At 64.0% G+C, this 17427-nt stretch carries 15 protein-coding genes and 1 pseudogene; 13 read left to right on the top strand and 3 right to left on the bottom strand.

Annotated features, from left to right (window positions below):
• The first annotated feature begins 191 nt into the window (after window positions 1–191).
• The 4 genes from groES (at window position 192) to F2P44_RS06365 (ending at window position 3726) form a co-directional block, all read left to right on the top strand.
• A complete protein-coding gene (gene groES, locus F2P44_RS06380; protein ID WP_054264305.1) occupies window positions 192–482 on the top strand; it encodes a co-chaperone GroES in 291 nt (96 codons plus the stop codon).
• 94 nt (window positions 483–576) lie between these two features.
• Window positions 577–2223 (top strand): chaperonin GroEL, encoded by a 1647-nt coding sequence (gene groL / locus F2P44_RS06375; protein WP_167085867.1) that lies wholly within the window; start codon window positions 577–579, stop codon window positions 2221–2223.
• Window positions 2224–2392: 169 nt separating this feature from the next.
• A complete protein-coding gene (locus tag F2P44_RS06370) occupies window positions 2393–2692 on the top strand; it encodes a hypothetical protein (RefSeq protein WP_167085866.1) in 300 nt (99 codons plus the stop codon).
• Between the two features lie 62 nt (window positions 2693–2754).
• On the top strand, window positions 2755–3726 hold the full coding sequence (locus F2P44_RS06365) for a methyl-accepting chemotaxis protein (protein ID WP_370662640.1): 972 nt from the start codon (window positions 2755–2757) through the stop codon (window positions 3724–3726).
• A 56-nt stretch (window positions 3727–3782) separates the two neighbouring features.
• Here the strand turns inward: F2P44_RS06365 and F2P44_RS06360 are convergent, their stop codons facing one another.
• Window positions 3783–4217, bottom strand: coding sequence for an OmpA family protein (locus F2P44_RS06360; protein WP_167085865.1), 435 nt, complete (start codon window positions 4215–4217; stop codon window positions 3783–3785).
• Window positions 4218–4362: 145 nt separating this feature from the next.
• Here F2P44_RS06360 and F2P44_RS06355 point away from each other — a divergent pair, with 145 nt between their 5' ends.
• Window positions 4363–4992 (top strand): 2-hydroxychromene-2-carboxylate isomerase, encoded by a 630-nt coding sequence (locus F2P44_RS06355; RefSeq protein ID WP_229423416.1) that lies wholly within the window; start codon window positions 4363–4365, stop codon window positions 4990–4992.
• Window positions 4993–5031: 39 nt separating this feature from the next.
• Complete coding sequence (locus tag F2P44_RS06350; RefSeq protein WP_229423415.1) at window positions 5032–5547, top strand: hypothetical protein; 516 nt, start codon at window positions 5032–5034, stop codon at window positions 5545–5547.
• Between the two features lie 19 nt (window positions 5548–5566).
• Here F2P44_RS06350 and F2P44_RS06345 read toward each other — a convergent pair.
• Window positions 5567–7412: pseudogene (locus F2P44_RS06345) on the bottom strand (glucokinase).
• Complete coding sequence (locus F2P44_RS06340; RefSeq protein ID WP_167085863.1) at window positions 7412–9052, bottom strand: alpha-glucosidase; 1641 nt, start codon at window positions 9050–9052, stop codon at window positions 7412–7414. Before F2P44_RS06340 ends, F2P44_RS06345 begins: the two are co-directional and overlap by 1 nt.
• Window positions 9053–9393: 341 nt before the next feature.
• Between F2P44_RS06340 and F2P44_RS06335 the strand changes: the two genes are divergently transcribed.
• The 7 genes from F2P44_RS06335 (at window position 9394) to F2P44_RS06305 (ending at window position 17417) form a co-directional block, all read left to right on the top strand.
• Complete coding sequence (locus F2P44_RS06335; protein WP_167085862.1) at window positions 9394–10956, top strand: POT-type proton-dependent oligopeptide transporter; 1563 nt, start codon at window positions 9394–9396, stop codon at window positions 10954–10956.
• Window positions 10957–11022: 66 nt separating this feature from the next.
• Window positions 11023–11487, top strand: coding sequence for a cache domain-containing protein (locus F2P44_RS06330; RefSeq protein WP_167085861.1), 465 nt, complete (start codon window positions 11023–11025; stop codon window positions 11485–11487).
• Between the two features lie 194 nt (window positions 11488–11681).
• Complete coding sequence (locus F2P44_RS06325) at window positions 11682–12650, top strand: ABC transporter substrate-binding protein (protein WP_167085860.1); 969 nt, start codon at window positions 11682–11684, stop codon at window positions 12648–12650.
• 12 nt (window positions 12651–12662) lie between these two features.
• The gene (locus tag F2P44_RS06320; protein WP_167085859.1) at window positions 12663–13484 is read left to right on the top strand and encodes an ABC transporter permease; all 822 of its coding nucleotides are present in this window, start codon (window positions 12663–12665) and stop codon (window positions 13482–13484) included.
• Between the two features lies 1 nt (window position 13485).
• Window positions 13486–14283 carry an ABC transporter ATP-binding protein gene (locus F2P44_RS06315; RefSeq protein ID WP_167085858.1) on the top strand — a complete coding sequence of 266 codons (798 nt, stop codon included), beginning with the start codon at window positions 13486–13488 and terminating at the stop codon, window positions 14281–14283.
• Between the two features lie 45 nt (window positions 14284–14328).
• Complete coding sequence (locus tag F2P44_RS06310; protein ID WP_167085857.1) at window positions 14329–16089, top strand: sensor histidine kinase; 1761 nt, start codon at window positions 14329–14331, stop codon at window positions 16087–16089.
• The gene (locus tag F2P44_RS06305) at window positions 16086–17417 is read left to right on the top strand and encodes a sigma-54-dependent transcriptional regulator (protein ID WP_370662639.1); all 1332 of its coding nucleotides are present in this window, start codon (window positions 16086–16088) and stop codon (window positions 17415–17417) included. The genes F2P44_RS06310 and F2P44_RS06305 overlap by 4 nt, the downstream gene beginning before the upstream one ends.
• The last annotated feature ends 10 nt before the right edge of the window (window positions 17418–17427 follow it).

The following is a 17427-nucleotide window of genomic DNA, read 5'->3' as shown; positions in this document are numbered from 1 at the left end:
TCTATTAAATAGTCAACGGGACGCCTTGAAAAACACCTTGACCGTCCCTATAATTAGCACTCGTTAGTAGAGAGTGCTAACAACTCTTTCTAGTCTCTGCGGCAACACCGCGAGGCATGTTGAAACACCGGGAACGCCCAGGGCGGTCCTGACCAATAGCTACTAAACCACTGAATATTAAGGAGTTTTGCATGAACCTTCGCCCATTGCACGATCGCGTTATCGTCAAGCGTCTCGACCAGGAAACCAAAACTGCGTCCGGCCTCATCATTCCTGACGCAGCTGCCGAAAAACCGGATCAAGGCGAAATCTTGGCTGTCGGCAACGGTAAAGTCCAGGACGACGGCAAAGTACGCGCGCTGGAAGTGAAAGTCGGCGACCGCGTCCTGTTCGGCAAATACTCCGGCCAAACCGTCAAGGTCGACGGCGAAGAGCTGCTGGTGATGCGTGAAGAAGACATCATGGCCGTCCTGGTCAAGTGATCGATCCGGGGCGGGAATCGTTTCCTGATCCGCGCACGTCCTTTCCTTAAGAATTCCACGCGATAGATATCTACGCATAACGGAGAAAATAAACATGGCAGCTAAAGATGTAGTATTCGGCGACGCAGCGCGCGCCAAAATGGTTGAAGGCGTCAATATCCTCGCCAACGCAGTCAAAGTCACCCTGGGCCCGAAAGGCCGCAACGTGGTGCTGGAGCGCTCGTTCGGCGCGCCGACCGTCACCAAGGACGGTGTGTCGGTTGCCAAGGAAATCGAACTCAAAGACAAGCTCATGAACATGGGCGCGCAAATGGTCAAGGAAGTTGCTTCCCGCACCAGCGACAATGCCGGCGACGGCACCACCACCGCGACCGTGCTGGCACAAGCCATCGTGCGCGAAGGCATGAAGTTCGTTGCCGCCGGCATGAACCCGATGGACCTCAAGCGCGGCATCGACAAGGCAGTTGCTGCCACCGTCGAAGAACTGGCCAAGATCGCCAAGCCATGCACCACCACCAAGGAAATCGCCCAGGTCGGCGCCATTTCCGCCAACTCGGACTATTCGATCGGCGAGCGCATCGCTGAAGCGATGGAAAAAGTCGGCAAGGAAGGCGTCATCACCGTTGAAGACGGCAAATCCCTGAACGACGAACTCGACATCGTCGAAGGCATGCAGTTCGACCGCGGCTACCTGTCGCCTTACTTCATCAACAACCCGGACAAGCAAGTTGCCATCCAGGATAGCCCGTTCGTCCTGCTGTGCGACAAGAAGATCTCGAACATCCGCGATCTGCTGCCGATCCTGGAACAAGTCGCCAAAGCCGGCCGTCCACTGCTGATCATCGCGGAAGACATCGAAGGCGAAGCACTGGCCACCCTGGTTGTGAACAACATCCGCGGCATCCTGAAAACCTGCGCAGTCAAAGCCCCAGGCTTCGGCGACCGCCGCAAGGCCATGCTGGAAGACATCGCTGTCCTGACCGGCGGCCAGGTCATCGCTGAAGAAGTCGGCCTGACCCTGGAAAAGGTCACCCTGGCAGAACTGGGCCAAGCCAAGCGCGTTGAAGTGGGCAAGGAAAACACCATCATCATCGACGGTGCCGGCCAGGCAGAAGCGATCGAAGCGCGCGTCAAGCAAGTGCGCGTCCAGATCGAAGAAGCGACTTCCGACTACGACCGTGAAAAACTGCAAGAGCGCGTTGCCAAGCTGGCAGGCGGCGTTGCAGTGATCAAGGTTGGCGCAGCCACCGAAGTCGAAATGAAAGAAAAGAAAGCCCGCGTTGAAGATGCACTGCACGCTACCCGCGCTGCCGTGGAAGAAGGCATCGTTCCTGGCGGCGGCGTTGCCCTGCTGCGCGCACGTGCCAACATCAAGGTCAAAGGCGACAATCCTGACCAGGACGCCGGTATCAAGATCGTCCTGCGCGCCATGGAAGAGCCACTGCGCATGATCGTTCAAAACGCTGGCGAAGAATCGTCGGTAGTGGTTGCAGCAGTATTGGCCGGCAGCGGCAACTACGGCTACAACGCAGCGAACGGCACCTACGGCGACATGGTCGAAATGGGTGTTCTGGATCCAGCTAAAGTCACCCGTTCGGCACTGCAAAACGCAGCCTCGATCGCTGGCCTGATGCTGACCACCGACGCCATGGTCTGCGAACTGGCGGACGACAAGCCAGCTGGCGGCATGGGCGGCATGGGTGGCATGGGCGGCATGGGCGGCATGGACGGCATGATGTAATTGCCTGATACGCCGGAGCGCGGCTGGTCCGCCTCCGCTGGCATCGAACAGCCTGCAAGGTTTGCGCCTTGCAGGCTTTTTTCATGGCTGACGTTTTCTCCGCAAAAAAAGCCCGTACGGTCGTCGCCGTGCGGGCTTTTTACATTCGCGGCATGGTGACCACTATTGGGTGGAAGCGACCGCGGCGCCTGTGATCGAGCAAGGCTGCATCGTGGGTTTCACCTCGATTCGCGTCAAGCCCAGCCGTGCACACGTCACCGCCGCCGAGCAAGCCTACCGGGCGCTCAACGATGGCCGCGGCGGGCTCGAAGTGCACGCCGGGGCCGTGCTGCGCCGCTCGGCGCTGCGCCGCCTGAACCTGTTCGCCACCCTGTCGCTGGGTGCGCGCATCGGCGCCTCGACCTTGCTGGTGGCGCTGCTGTTCATCGCGAGCCTGGGCGCGGACGGCGGCGCGGCGCGGCGCGGCTGACGGCAGCGGCACTGGGACTGTGCGTCAGCTTGCTGTCGGGATTGTTACTGTATCGCGCCGTCGTGCCTCCCCTGCGGCGCGCCAGGAGCGATATCGAGCGCATGAGCGCCGGCGACCTGACGGGCCGCATCGATGCCGGCGGCAACGACCAACTCGCCCACGTGCCCGGCGCGCTCGGGGTACTGCAGACCAATGTCAGGCTGCTGGTCGGCCAGATCAAGGAAGTGACCGGCGTCGTCAGCCATGGCGCCGGCGACATCGCGGCAGGCAATGCCGACCTGTCGGCGCGCACCGAAGCCCAGGCCAGCTCGCTCGAAGAAACGGCGTCGTCGATGGAAGAAATCAGCAGCACGGTAAAACAGAATGCGGACAATGCGCGCCAGGCGAACCTGCTGGCCACGGCCGCCGCCGCCACTGCCGTCCAGGGCGGGCACGCCGTCGCCCAGGTCGTTGGCACCATGGGATCGATACGGGACAGTTCGCGCAAGATCGTCGACATCAACAGCGTCATCGACAGCATTGCATTCCAGACCAACATCCTGGCGCTGAACGCGGCGGTGGAGGCGGCGCGCGCCGGCGAGCAGGGTCGCGGCTTCGCGGTGGTGGCCAGCGAAGTGCGCGTCCTGGCGCAACGCTCGGCCGCGGCCGCCAAGGAAATCAAGGCCTTGATCAATGACTCGGTCGACAAAGTCGATGCGGGCAGCGCGCTGGTCGACAGTGCGGGAAAGACCATGGACCAGATCGTGACATCGGCCAAGCAGGTGGCAGGCATCGTCAACGACATCAGTCTGGCCAGCCGCGAGCAAAGCGAGGGCATCGACCAGGTCACCCAAGCCGTGTCGCAGATGGATGAAATCACTCAGAGGAACGCCGCCGTCGTGGAAGAGACCGCTGCAGCGGCCGCGCAAATGCAGGAACAGGCACTCAAGCTGACGCGGCTGGTCGACGCCTTCAGGCTGGTGTCCGATGCCGCGCCAGGCCGGGAAACGCGGTATCTGGCCCGTCCCGCCGCGCCGCGCCGGGCGCTCGCATAGGCGGTCCGGAACATGCCGCGCGCCTTGGCGTTACAGGCGGTATGACGCCGGTATCGTCAGTGTCCGGCTGCGCCTCTCGGTCCCACCAGTTGCACTTCGACCCGGTTGTTACGGGCGCGCCCTTCGCGCGTGTCGTTGCCGGCGGCCGGCAGGCGCTTGGCCTTGCCTTCGGTGTAGATGCGGATGCGCTCGAATCCTTTGTCGGCCAGATATTCTTTTACCGCTTCGGCGCGCTGGACCGACAGCGTCTGCGCCTTGGCGTCGCTCGGCAGTTCATCGGTATGGCCGATGGCCATGATCAGCTCGGGATCAAGCTCGCCGCTCTTGCTGATGACCTGATCGAGGATCGATACCGCATCGGCCGACAGGCGCGCGCTGCCGCTGTCGAAGAACACCTCGGTGGCGAACTGGATCCTGGCCGGGTCGGCGTGGACCATGGCCGGCAGCGCGCATGCCAGGCAAACGGACAGCGCGGTCAGGATGTATCGCATGGGGGAGATTTCCGTGATGAAGTAGGAACACTGACTGTAGCGCAATCTTGTATTATTAACAAGCGAGACCTCCCGTACCGCTGCCGCGATCGCGCTACACTGCTGCACGCGGCGTCGATCCCGATGCCCCATGCACGGAGAAGCCATGCCCGACAATGATCCGCAACTCGCATTCTGGTTCGATTTCGGCAGCAATTACAGCTACCTGAGCACCATGCGCATCGAGGCGCTGGCCGCCGCCCAGGGCGTGCGCGTGCTGTGGAAGCCGTTTCTGCTGGGACCGGTGTTCAAGTCCTTCGGCTGGAACACCTCGCCCTTCGTGCTGCAAAAGGAAAAAGGCGCCTACGTGTGGCGCGACATGCAGCGCCAGTGCGATAAATACGGCTTGCCATGGACCCAGCCGCGCACCTTCCCACGGCGCGCGCTGCTGCCGCTGCGGGTCGCCCTGCTCGGTGCCGGCGAAGCGTGGATCGGCGCGTTTTGCCGGCGCATCATGGAATGCAATTTCGTCGAGGACCGCGAGATCGACGACGCGGCCCTGGTCGGCGAAGTGCTCGCAGCGCTCGGCCTGGACGGCGCCGCCCTGATCGCCGCCGCCGGCACCGACGAAAACAAGCTGGCCATGCGCGCCCAGGGCGAGGAAGCGGTGCGGCGCGGCGTTTTTGGGGCGCCCATGTTCTTTGCCGGGGACGAGATGTTCTGGGGGAACGACCGCCTGGAGGATGGCGTGGCCTGGGCCGCCGGTCATGTTGCTGCCAGTATAGTTTTGGCGTAGTATGACCGGAACATCAACGCGTCCCAGCTGCCCATCTCTATGTCCGGATCGTCCAAAAAAGTAGTCCTGCTGTTTGCCTTGATCGCCCTGGTCGGCGTAGGCGCCGTGCTGTACCACAATCACCATGAATCGGTCCAGGCAGCGGCCTCGGCCGCCGCCAGGACCACGCCCGCGGCCAAGCCGGCGGCGCAGCTGACGCGCACGAAAGAACAAGCCATCGATGCGCTGATGGCGCTGCCGGAATTGAAAGCCTGGTCGGCGCATATCGACAAGGTCTCGGGCGGCAGCGCGCACGGCGCGGTGCTCGACGACGAGAGCGCGACAAAGCTCATCCACGGAAAAAGTTACTGGAGCCTGAGCTTTGTCGAGGACAGCAAGGAGGCGGCGCATCGCTGGGAGACTTTTCTGGTCGCCACCACAGGCGATGAGATCCTGGTCGACGACATGAACGACGACCGCCAGCTGACCCTGGCCCAATGGCGCACCGAAATGCGCCCGATGGAGCGCATCATCAAAAAGGCAGAGCCCGGGGCGGCGCCGGCACCGGCGCCCTGAGGCCACGGGCAGGCTTGCCCTACCCGCCCAGGTGCGAAATCTGGGTGTGCTGACTGGCGCCGCCGGCCTCCCCGCTGGCGCCGAGCGAAATCCCGACCGACAGGATATCGATCAGCAGCAGCTGCATGATGCGCGAGATCATCGACAGGAAGCTGGTGCTATCCTCGGCGTGGTCGACCGCCAGGCACACCGTGGCCTTCTTGGCCAGGGGCGAACCGCTGCTGGTCATCGCAATCACATCGGCGCCGGCCGCGCGCGCCACGTCCACGGCCGCCAGCAACTCGGGCAAGCGCCCCGAATTGGAAATCGCAATGACCACGTCGCCCGGCTTGAGCAATTCGGCCGCGAGCGAGAACAGGTGCGAGTCGCCATACGAGGAGGTCGGAATGCGGAAGCGGAAAAACTTGTGCTGGCCATCCAGCGCCACCACCCGCGAATTACCCATCGCGTAAAACTCGACCCGGTGCGCGTGGGTCAACAGGTCGATGGCGCGGTCGAGCGCGCGCACGTCGAGCTGGTCGCGGAACTTGAGGATGGCCGAAACGGTGTTGTCGATCACCTTGGCCGACACGTCGTGCGTGCTGTCGCCGCCGCGCACCTGGCTGTGGCGCACGGGAATGGCGCCGGTCAGGCTGCTGGCGAAGCGCAGCTTGAAGTCGGCCAGTCCCAAAAACCCGAGCGAGCGGCAAAAGCGGATCACGGTCGGCTGGCTCACTTCCGCCAGGCGTGCGATATCGGCAATCGGCTCATTGAGCACAAGGCGCGGCTGCTCCAGCACCAGGCTGGCCACGCGCTGCTCGGCGGGCGTCAGTTCGTGCTGCAGGTGCTGGACGCGCTCCATCAGCGTATTGGCGCCGCTGCGCCCGCGCAGGTGCTCCGACAAGATCGTCGCCACGCCGTGGAAGGCCGGATTGGGCGTGGTGATGACGTAAGTGGGAATATCGGCCAGGTAAGTCGAGAAGCGCCCCTTGGCCTCGAAGCGGCTGCGAAACGGCGAGCTGGCAAACAGCTCACCCATGCGCGGCACGATGCCCCCCGCCAATGAAGATGCCGCCGAAGGCGCCCAGGGTCACCGCCAGGTTGGCTGCGGCCCCGCCCAGCATGCCGCAGAAGCAGTCGATCACCTCCAGGCACAGCGGATCCTGGTCGTCGATGGCGGCGGCGATGATCTCGGGCGAGGCGCGCGCAGGCGCCGTGATGCCGTTGCGCTGCGCCAGCGCGCGGTAGATGATTTCCATGCCCGGTCCGGAGATCAGGCGCTCGTTCGAGACGTGCGCCCACTCCTTCCAGGCAAACTGCAGGATCGCGAATTCGCGCTCGTCGGCCGGGGCGAAATTGACGTGCCCTCCTTCGCTGCCGAGCGTGACGAAGCCATCGACGGTCGGAATCACGCCCGACACGCCCAGGCCGGTGCCGGGACCGAGCACGCCGATGACGGCGTTGCCGGCGGCCATGCCGGGGCCGACCTTCATCAGGTCGTCCGGCGTCAGGCCCGGCAACGCCATCGCCAGCGCCGTGAAGTCGTTGACGATCAAGAGCGTGTGCAGCCCCAGCTCGCGCCGCACCGCATCGGTGGAAAACTCCCAGGCGCGGTTAGTCATGCGCACCTGGTCGCCATTGACCGGATTGGCGACCGCCAGCGCCGCGTGGTTCAGCAGCATGCCGGCATGGTCAGCCAGGTAAAAGCGCAGCAGCGCCACGATGCCCTCGAAGTCATCGCACTTGAGCACCCGCACCGAGCGAAATACGCCGGGCGCGGTTTGCAGCGCGAAGCGCGCATGGGTCGCGCCGATGTCGGCCAGCAGGCGCGGGCCGTCGGCAAAGGCCGTGCGGCCGAATTTCGCGGGATCTGGCTGCTCGTCCATCAGTTCTTGGTACCGAACCAGGCCCCATAGGCCGGCAGGGTGAGCGTGCCGCCTTCGGCGCTGCCATGCAGGCCGTGGCCGATCATCGAGACCGCGTCCAGGGCGTCGGCAAACTCGTACGTCACCGGTTCGGGACCAAGGTTGAACACGGCCAGCACACTGGCGTGGCCGGCCAGGTCGCGGCGCAGCGCCAGCACCGGTTCGGGCGCGTCGAAGAAGACGATCTCGCCGCGCGTGAGCTGCGGCTGCTGGCGGCGCCAGGCAACGATGCGGCGCGCAAAATTGAGCGGCGAGTCGGGATCGGTTTCCTGCGCGCTGGCGGCCGAGGCGATGTGCTCCTCGGCCACCGGCAGCCACGGCGTACCGGTGGTGAAGCCGGCGTTGGGCAGTTCGGCGGTCCAGGGAATCGGCGTGCGGCAGCCGTCGCGGCCCTTGAACTCGGGCCAGAAAGTGATGCCGTACGGGTCTTGCAGCAGTTCGAACGGCACGTCGGCCTCGGTCAGCGCCAGCTCGTCGCCCTGGTACAGGCACGGCGTGCCCTTGAGCGAGAGCTGCATCGCCAGCACCAGCTTGGCCAGCGCATGGGTCGGCGCGGCGCCGCCCCAGCGCGTCATGACGCGGATGCTGTCGTGGTTACCGACCGACCAGGAAGCCCAGCCACCCTTGACGCGCGCCTCGAATTGTTCGACCTGGCGCCGCACGTGCGCCGCCGAGAATTCGGGCGTGAGCAGGTTGAAGCTGTACGCCATATGCAGCTTGTCGCCGTCGGCGGTGTAGTCGGCCATGACGCCGAGTGCATCGTCCGCACCCACTTCGCCGATGGCGACCGCGCCGAATTCGTCGAGCAGCACGCGGATCTTTTGCAGGAAGGCCAGGTTCTCCGGACGCGTCTTGTCGTAGACGTGGGCCTGCATGCCGTACGGGTTCACATCGGTGACGGTGGAGGTGTCGCGGTTGGTGGCGGCCGGATTGCTGCGCAGTTCAGGATCGTGGAAATGGAAATTGCAGGCGTCCATGCGCACGCCGTCCACGCCGCGCGCCAGCCAGAAGCGCAGGTTGTCCAGGTGCGCCTGCTGCACCTCGGGATGGTGGAAGTTCATGTCCGGTTGGCTGACCAGGAAATTGTGCAGGTAATACTGCCTGCGCCGGCTGTCCCACTGCCAGGACGAGCCGCCGAACACCGACAGCCAGTTATTCGGCGGATTGCCGTCCGCCAGCGGGTCGGCCCACACATACCAGTCGGCCTTGGGATTGTCGCGGCTCTTGCGGCTCTCGACAAACCACGGATGGATGTCGGCGGTGTGCGAGAGCACCTGGTCGATCATGATCTTCAGGCCAAGGCTGTGGGCCCTGGCGATCAGCGCGTCGAAGTCGTCCAGGGTGCCGAACATCGGGTCGACGTCGCAGTAATCGGCGACGTCGTAGCCGAAATCCTTCATCGGCGAGGTAAAGAAGGGCGAAATCCAGACAATGTCGGCGCCCAGGCCCGCGATGTAGTCGAGTTTTTCGGTAATCCCGGGCAGGTCGCCGATGCCGTCGCCATTGGTATCACGGAAACTGCGTGGATAAACCTGATAAATGATGGCCTCGCGCCACCACGGCGTATTTTGTTCGGAGTGCAGCGAAACGTCTTTGTTCATGATGGGCGCCCATGTGAGTTTTTGTACATAATATACATCAATCTCACCGATTTTACAATGAACAGGAGAAAACGGAAAAAACGATTAATTTCCTTTTATTTCAACAACTTATGCAATATATATTGCCGCAGATAGAGTACATTCGGTAGTTTAACTACAGCCATGCCGACCAACTGCACCTGCCGTTGCAATGACGCGTCCGGTGGCCGGAGGTGGCACCCCGCCACGGCGAGCGATACCTGTTGCCAGCCTCCGGGCTTGGGCTTAGCATCCCATCTGTTTACATAGTGGGAGTACCCATGTCGCAGTTGGATAAAGATAAAGAAAGCGGAAACGGGCCGATGCCCCGTCAGATTCCGTACATCGTGGGCACCGAGGGGTGCGAACGATTCAGTTTTTACGGGATGCGCAACATCCTCACCCCCTTCCTGATCAGCACCCTGCTGCTGTTCATGCCGGTCGCCGACCGCACCGGCGAAGCCAAGCACGTGTTCCACACCTTCGTCATCGGTGTGTACTTTTTCCCGCTGCTGGGCGGCTGGCTGGCCGACCGCTTCTTCGGCAAATACGACACCATCTTCTGGCTCAGTCTTGTGTACTGCGCGGGCCATGCCTGCCTGGCCATCTTCGAAGATAGCCTCAAGGGCTTTTACTTCGGCCTGTTCCTGATCGCGCTCGGCTCGGGCGGCATCAAGCCCCTGATCTCGTCGTTTGTGGGCGACCAGTTCGACCAGACCAACAAGAACAAGGCGAAAGTCGTCTACGACGTGTTCTACTGGATGATCAACTTCGGCTCCTTTTTCGCCTCGCTGCTGATGCCGATCTTCCTGCGCGATTACGGCGCGGCTGTCGCTTTCGGCATTCCCGGCGTACTGATGTTCATCGCCACCATCGTGTTCTGGCTGGGACGCAAAAAATACATCCACCTTCCGCCCGCCCCGCCGGACCCGGACTCGTTCACCCGCGTGGCGCGCAGCGCGCTCATGACGCACAAGCCGGGCCAGGCGCGCAGCGGACTGGCGGTGGCCATGTTCGGCGTGGCCGGCGCCGTCGCAGCGCTGGCCATGTCGCCGCAATGGGGTTTCGTGATCGCCGCCTGCACCGCCCTGGTGCTGCTGCTGGCCTTCGGCGGCATCGGTACCTCGATGCAGCTTGAACGCGCGCGCGGCCTGCATTCGGATGTGGCGGTGGACGGCGTGCGCGCGGTGCTGCGCATCCTGATTGTGTTTGCGCTGGTGACGCCGTTCCACTCGCTGTTCGACCAGAAGGCGTCGACCTGGATCGTCCAGGCCAACTCCATGATTGCCCCTACCCTCACCCTGTTCGGCAAGGACTTCACCTTCGTGCCGGCCCAGATGCAGGCGCTCAATCCACTGCTGGTGATGATCCTGATCCCGTTCAATAACCTGGTGCTGTACCCGGCGCTGCGCAAGATGGGCATCCAACCGTCCCCACTGCGCCGCATGACGACCGGGATCGTGTTCTCCGCGCTGTCGTGGATTGTGATCGGCGCCCTGCAGGTGCAGATGGACGGCGGCACGCCAACCTCGATGGCGTGGCAAGTGCTGCCCTACGCGCTGCTCACCTTCGGCGAAGTCCTGGTGTCGGCCACCGGCCTCGAATTTGCGTACAGCCAGTCGCCGCCATCGATGAAGGGCGTGATCATGGCGTTCTGGTTCCTGTCCAACACGGTGGGCAGCCTGTGGGTACTGATCGTCAATGCCAGCATCAAGAACGATGCGGTGATCTCGCATATCGCCACCAGCGGGTTCAGCGTCATCGCCTTCCAGATGTACTTCTTCGCCGGCTTTGCGTTCGTGGCCGCCGCCGTCTTCGGCTGGTATGCGACGCGCTACAAGATGATGGATAACTACCGTTCCGACGCCGCACCGGCCAAGGCGTAAAACTGGCCGTGCCAAAGGCGGGAAAGCAGCCTGCTTCCCCGCCCCTACAACGATAAGGGGATCATCATGCGTAAATTGTTCCAGATAGCGTTCATGTGCTGCGCCGCCGTGTTTTGCACCAGCAGCGGCGCCGCCGCCAGCGACCATGGCACAGCCGAGGAAGCCAAGGCACTGGTGCAGAAGGTGATCGCCTATATGAAAGCGAATGGGCGCGAAAAGACCATCGCCGAAATCAACGACCTGCAAAACACCCGCTTTCGCGACCGCGACCTGTACGTGACCATCAACGACATGACCATGAAAAACCTGGCCCATGGCGCCAACGCCAAGATGCAGGGCAAGGACTTGATCGACCTCAAGGACGCGGACGGCAAACCCTTCATGCGCGAGCGCCTCGACCTGGTCAAGGCCAAGGGCAAAGGCTGGCAGGACTACAAGTTTGTCAATCCGGTCACCAAACAGATCGAACCGAAATCGATGTACTTCGAAAAATACGAAGACCTGATCATCAACTGCGGCATCTACAAGTAAGTACCCCTCCCGGGCGCCGCAGCCGTGGCGCCCGGCCCTGTTCGCGGTTTTCCGCACGCCGCATCGTCCCCATTCCGGATTTCCGCCAGTTTTCGCCCGTCTCCTTGCCCCTGCGCCCCTGCGGACAGCGCCCGCAGCGCTGGCACGGAAGATGCAACAGGCATGGTGTAGCTAAACCATAACGGAGATGAAAAATGAAAACCATCCAGCACCTGATCCTGGCAGCGGCGGCCCTGTCCGCGTCCGCCCAGGCGGCCGACAATGTCGTCAGGCTCGGCAACCTCAAATTCGCCCACTACGGCGCCGTCTCGTACATCAAGGAGATCGCGCCCAAGTGCGGCATCAAGGTGGAAGAAAACATGTTCGCCAAAGGCCCCGACGTGATGCAGGCGATCCTCTCGGGAGACCTCGACGTCGGCGCCACCGCGTCGGAGGCGGCCATTTCCGGCCGCGCCAACGGTGCGCCGATCTACATCGTGGCCGGTTTCGCTAAAGGTGGCGCGCGCCTGGTCGCGCGCCCCGACGGCGGCATCAAGTCGGTCAAGGACCTCAAGGGCAAGAAGGTCGGCGTGACGCGCGGCGGCATCCACGAAGTGCTGCTGTACGCGCAACTGGCCAAGCATGGCCTCACCTGGTCCGATTCGGCCGGCAAGGACGTGCATGTCATTTACCTCGCGTTCGCGGACCTGAACCAGGCGCTGCTCGGCAAGAACCTGGACGCGATCATGCAAAGCGAGCCGCAATCGTCGCAAGCGATCAACAAGGGCTTCGGCATGGAAGTGATGAAACCCTACGACACCCCGATCGGCGAGCCGGTACGCACGCTCGTCATGAGCGAAAAATTCTACAAGGAGAACCGCGCCACCGCGGCCAAGTTCATGAGCTGCTTCGTGCAGGCCACCAAGCTGTTCATCGATAACAAGGCGGCCGGCGAAAAATACGTGCGCGAATCGATGTTCAAGAACCAGATCACCAAGGACGATTTCGAGGACGCGATCGCCAACTCGCCCTACACCTACGACGTCAGCATCGAGCATATCCAGACCACCACCGACGTGATGGCCAAGACCGGCACCGGCAAGATGCGCACGCCGCCGCTCGCCAAGGACTGGGTCAAGACCGACCTGCTCGATCAGGCCAAGAAGTCCCTGTCCGTCCAATAAGCGGAGGCCTTCATGACCCAAGCTACATGGCGCGAAAGCGCCGTTGGATTCGTCGTACCGGTCGTCATCGTCGCCCTGTGGCAGGCCGGGGCGATGCTGGGGGTGATCAACCCGCAGGTGCTGCCCTCGCCGTGGGCGGTGCTGCTCAAGTGGATCGAATACGCGCTGCCGTTGACCGCGTTCGACCCGGCCACCAGTTCGCGCCTGGCGTGGATGTTTTCGGGCGAACTGCTGATCGACACCATGGGCAGCATGTACCGCGTGGTGGTCGGCTTCGTCATCGGCGCCGGCCTGGCCCTGCCGCTCGGGCTGGCGATGGGATCGAGCCGCACCATGTACGCCTGGCTCAATCCCCTGATGCAGGTGCTGCGCCCGATTCCGCCGATCGCCTACATTCCGCTGGCGATCCTGTGGTTCGGCCTTGGCAATGCGCCGGCCGTGTTCCTGATCGCCATCGGCGCGTTTTTCCCGGTGCTGATGAATACCATCGCCGGGGTGCGCCAGGTCGACAGCATCTACATCCGCGCCGCGCGCAACCTGGGCGCCAGCCAGAGCACCATGTTCCTGCGCGTGATGCTGCCGGCCGCCGTGCCGTACATCCTGTCGGGCGTGCGGATCGGGATCGGTACCGCCTTCATCGTCGTCATCGTCTCCGAAATGATCGCCGTGAACAATGGGCTGGGCTTCCGCATCCTGGAAGCGCGCGAATACTTCTGGTCCGACAAAATCGTCGCCGGCATGATCAGCATCGGCCTTCTGGGCCTGGGCATCGACATCGCCATGAATAAACTGAACAACCATCTGCTGCGCTGGCACCGTGGCCTGGAGACCTGACATGACTTCCTCCCACATCGACGTTGCGAACGTCAGCAAGATCTTCAACGCGGGCGAACGCGAAGTGACCGCCCTGCGCGACATCAACCTGCACATCCCGGACGGCCAGTTCGTCTGCCTGCTGGGGCCATCGGGCTGCGGCAAGTCGACCCTGCTCAATGCCATCGCCGGCTTCTCGCTGCCTTCCACCGGCGAGATCCACGCCAACGGCGCGCGCGTCACGGCCCCCGGGCCGGACCGGGGCATGGTGTTCCAGGAATACGCCCTGTTCCCCTGGATGACGGTCGAGAAGAATATCGGCTTCGGCCTCGGCATCAAGGGCATGCAAGCGGCAGAGATCGACAAGCGCGTCGGCGCCCTGCTGGAGATGCTGTCGCTGTCGGAATTCCGGCAGCGCTTTCCCAAGGACCTGTCGGGCGGCATGCGCCAGCGCGTGGCGATTGCACGCGTGCTGGCGCTCGACTCGCCCATCATGCTGATGGACGAACCGTTCGGCGCGCTCGACGCCCTCACCCGGCGCAACCTGCAGGACGAGCTGCTGCGCATCTGGGCCGACCTGAAAAAGACCATCGTGTTCGTCACCCACAGCATCGAAGAGGCGATCTACCTGGCCGACCGCATCATCGTGATGACCTACCGGCCCGGCACCGTCAAGCGCGACATCATCGTCGAACTGCCGCGCATGCGCGACCCGTCGTCGGCAGCCTTCAATGAACTCAAGCGCGAGCTGGGGGCACTGGTGATGGAAGAGCAGCAGCGCCACCACAACGATGAAATAAGGATGGCCGCTGTCGACTAGGGGTGCGCGTGCAGTAGAATCGAGGCCACTCACCGTGGGCCGCCCATGCACGTAAAACGACAACTCGCCTGGCTCCTCGCGCTGCTCGCCAGCGCGGGGCTGATCATGGCCGCCTACCAGTGGGCGGCGCGCCAGGGCGCGGCCGACGAACTCGCACGCGGCGCGCGCCAGTTGCAGCTGATGGCGCCCGAACTGGAATCGGCGCTGGACAAGTTCGAGACCCTGCCCTACGTCGTCGGCCTGCAAGAGAACGTGGCCGCGCTGCTCGCCCATCCCGGCGAGCGCGCGCGCATCGACCAGGTCAACCGCAGCCTGAAGGCGATACAGCGCCAGTCGAAGGTGGGCGCCATTTACCTGATGGACCGCGACGGCAACACGCTCGCCGCCAGCAACTGGGACCTGCCGCTCACCTTCGTGGGCAGGAACTTCGGCTACCGTCCGTATTTTCATGAGGCGCTGGCCGGGCGCGCCGGGCGCTTTTACGGCATCGGCAGCACCACCAGCGAACCCGGTTACTTCATCGCCCAGCCGGTGATGACTGGCGCCACCGTGAGCGGCGTGGTCGCGGTCAAGATCAGCCTCGACGAATTCGAACGCAACTGGGCCGGCGCCGAGGACACCATCGTGCTGGCCGACCGTGCCGACGTGGTGTTCCTGTCCAACCGGCCGCAATGGAAGTACCGCAGCCTGCACGCCTTGAGCGCCGCTACCCAGCGCGAGCTGGCCAGCACCGACCAGTACGCGCGCCGCACCATCACGCCCATCGACGGGAAGCCGGCGCCGCATGCCGCCCGCACGACGGGCCGCCTGGGGTGGCAGCTGATGCTGTTCCCTTCGCCGGGGCGGGTGCGGCGCATGGCGGCCCTGTGGGCGCTGGCCGCCGCGCTCGTCGCGGCCAGCACCACCGTTGGCGCCTGGGCCCTGTACCAGCGCCGCCGCCGGCTCGAAGAACGCCAGGCCGCCAATGCCGCGTTGCAGCGTGCGGCGAGCGAACTCGATGTAAAACTGGCCGAGCGCACCGCGCTGCTGCGCCAGGCCAACGACGACCTGGAAGCGCGCTACGCCACCCTGAAACAAACCGAACATGTACTGCGCTCGACCCAGGACCAGCTGGTCCAGGCGGGCAAGCTGGCGATGCTGGGGCAGATGGCGGCCGGCGTAACGCATGAACTGAACCAGCCGCTGGCCGCGATCCGCGCATTTGCCGACAATGCGCGCACCTTTCTCGAACGCGGGCAGCAGGCGCAGGCCAGCGCCAACCTGACCCACATCAGCGATGCCAGCGCGCGCATGGGCGCCATCATCGGCCAGTTGAAGGGCTTTGCGCGGCGCAGCGACGCCGTGGCGACAGTCGATATCGCCCAGTCGCTCGCCGCCTCGGCATTTTTGCTGGCGGGCGAATTCAAACGCCTGGGCGTGGCGCTGGCGCTGCCGCCGCCCGCGCCGCTGCTGATCACCGGCGACGCCGTGCGCATCGAACAGGTGTTCATCAACCTGCTGCGCAATGCGCTCGATGCCGTCGACGAGGCGCCGGTGCGCGAGGTGTCGGTCACGCTCGCGCAGCAGGATGGCTACGCCGTGGTACGTATCGCCGACAGCGGCGCGGGCATGTCCGACAGCGTGGCCGCCCACCTGTTCGAACCGTTTTTTACCACCAAGCCATCGGGCAAGGGCCTCGGGCTCGGGCTCGCGATATCATCATCGATCGTACAAGCCATGAACGGGCACCTCGAAGGCAGCAACCGCCCCGGCGGCGGCGCCCAATTCGAGGTGCGCCTGCCGCTGCCGGACAAGGGGAATGAATGAAAACCATGCAAGCCATCCTGGTGGAAGACGAAGCGCCGCTGCGCCTGGCCACCACCCAGACCCTGGAACTGGGCGGCTTTACCGTGCGCGCCTTCGCCAGCGCGGAGGAAGCCCAGGCGGCGCTCGACGCGGCGTTTGATGGCGTGATCGTCAGCGATGTGCGCCTGCCCGGGCGCTCCGGCCTCGACCTGCTGGCGCAAGTCGTGGCGCTGGATGCGGAACTGCCCATGATCATGGTCACCGGCCATGGCGACGTGGCGATGGCGGTCGGCGCCATGCGCGCCGGCGCGTACGACTTCATCGAAAAACCGTTCGGCGCCGAACGCCTGCTCGACGCGGTGCGGCGTGCGCAGGAGCGGCGCAGCCTGGTGCTGGAAAACCGCCACCTCAAGACGGCGTGGGCGCTGCATCCGGATACGCCGCAACTGGTGGGACGCTCCGACGCCATCGAACGGCTCAAGGTGTTGGTGCGCAATATCGCGCCGGCCGGCGTGGACATCCTGATCAACGGCCAGACCGGCACCGGCAAGGAAGTGGTGGCGCGCCTGATCCACGCGGCCAGCGCGCGCAAGGGCAATTTTGTCGCGATCAATTGCGGCGCCCTGCCCGAATCGGTGTTCGAGAGCGAGATGTTCGGGCACGAGGCCGGCGCGTTTACGGGCGCCCACAAACGCCGCATCGGCAAGCTCGAATACGCCAACGGCGGCACCCTGTTCCTCGACGAGATCGAGAGCATGCCGATGGCGCTGCAAGTGAAGCTGCTGCGGGCGCTGCAGGAACGCCGGCTGGAGCGCCTGGGCGGCAACGAGGCGATCGCGGTGAACTTTCGCATCATCGCGGCCAGCAAGGCCGACTTGCTGGAACTGAGCGCGGAGGGCCGCTTCCGCGAAGACCTGTACTATCGCATCGGGGTGGCCACGATCGACCTGCCGCGACTGAACGAACGGCGCGACGACATCGCGCCGCTGATGGCGCACTTCACGCAGGATGCGGCGCAACGCTACGGGCGGCCGGTGCCGCAGTGGAGCAGCCAGCAAATGAGCCAGTGGCAGGCGGCCGAGTGGCCGGGCAATGTGCGCGAACTGCGCAACTTCGCCGAGCGGCTGGTGCTTGGCATCGTTGCGGCACCGGCGCCAGACGCCGCTGCCGCTCCGGGCGGCGCCTTGAGCCTGCCGCAGCAGCTCGACGCCTATGAGCGCGAGCTGATCGCCAATGCGCTCGACGCAGTCGACGGGAATGTGTCAACCGCCGCCGACCAACTCGGCGTGCCGCGTAAAACCCTGTACGACAAGCTCAAAAAATACCAGCTGGCACCCGGCAAAAAATAGCAGGCGATAA

Source organism: Massilia frigida, assembly GCF_011682175.1.
Lineage (GTDB): Bacteria > Pseudomonadota > Gammaproteobacteria > Burkholderiales > Burkholderiaceae_D > Telluria_A > Telluria_A frigida.
Note: the sequence above shows the minus strand (reverse complement) of the source record. Positions and strands in the feature narration are given on the sequence as shown.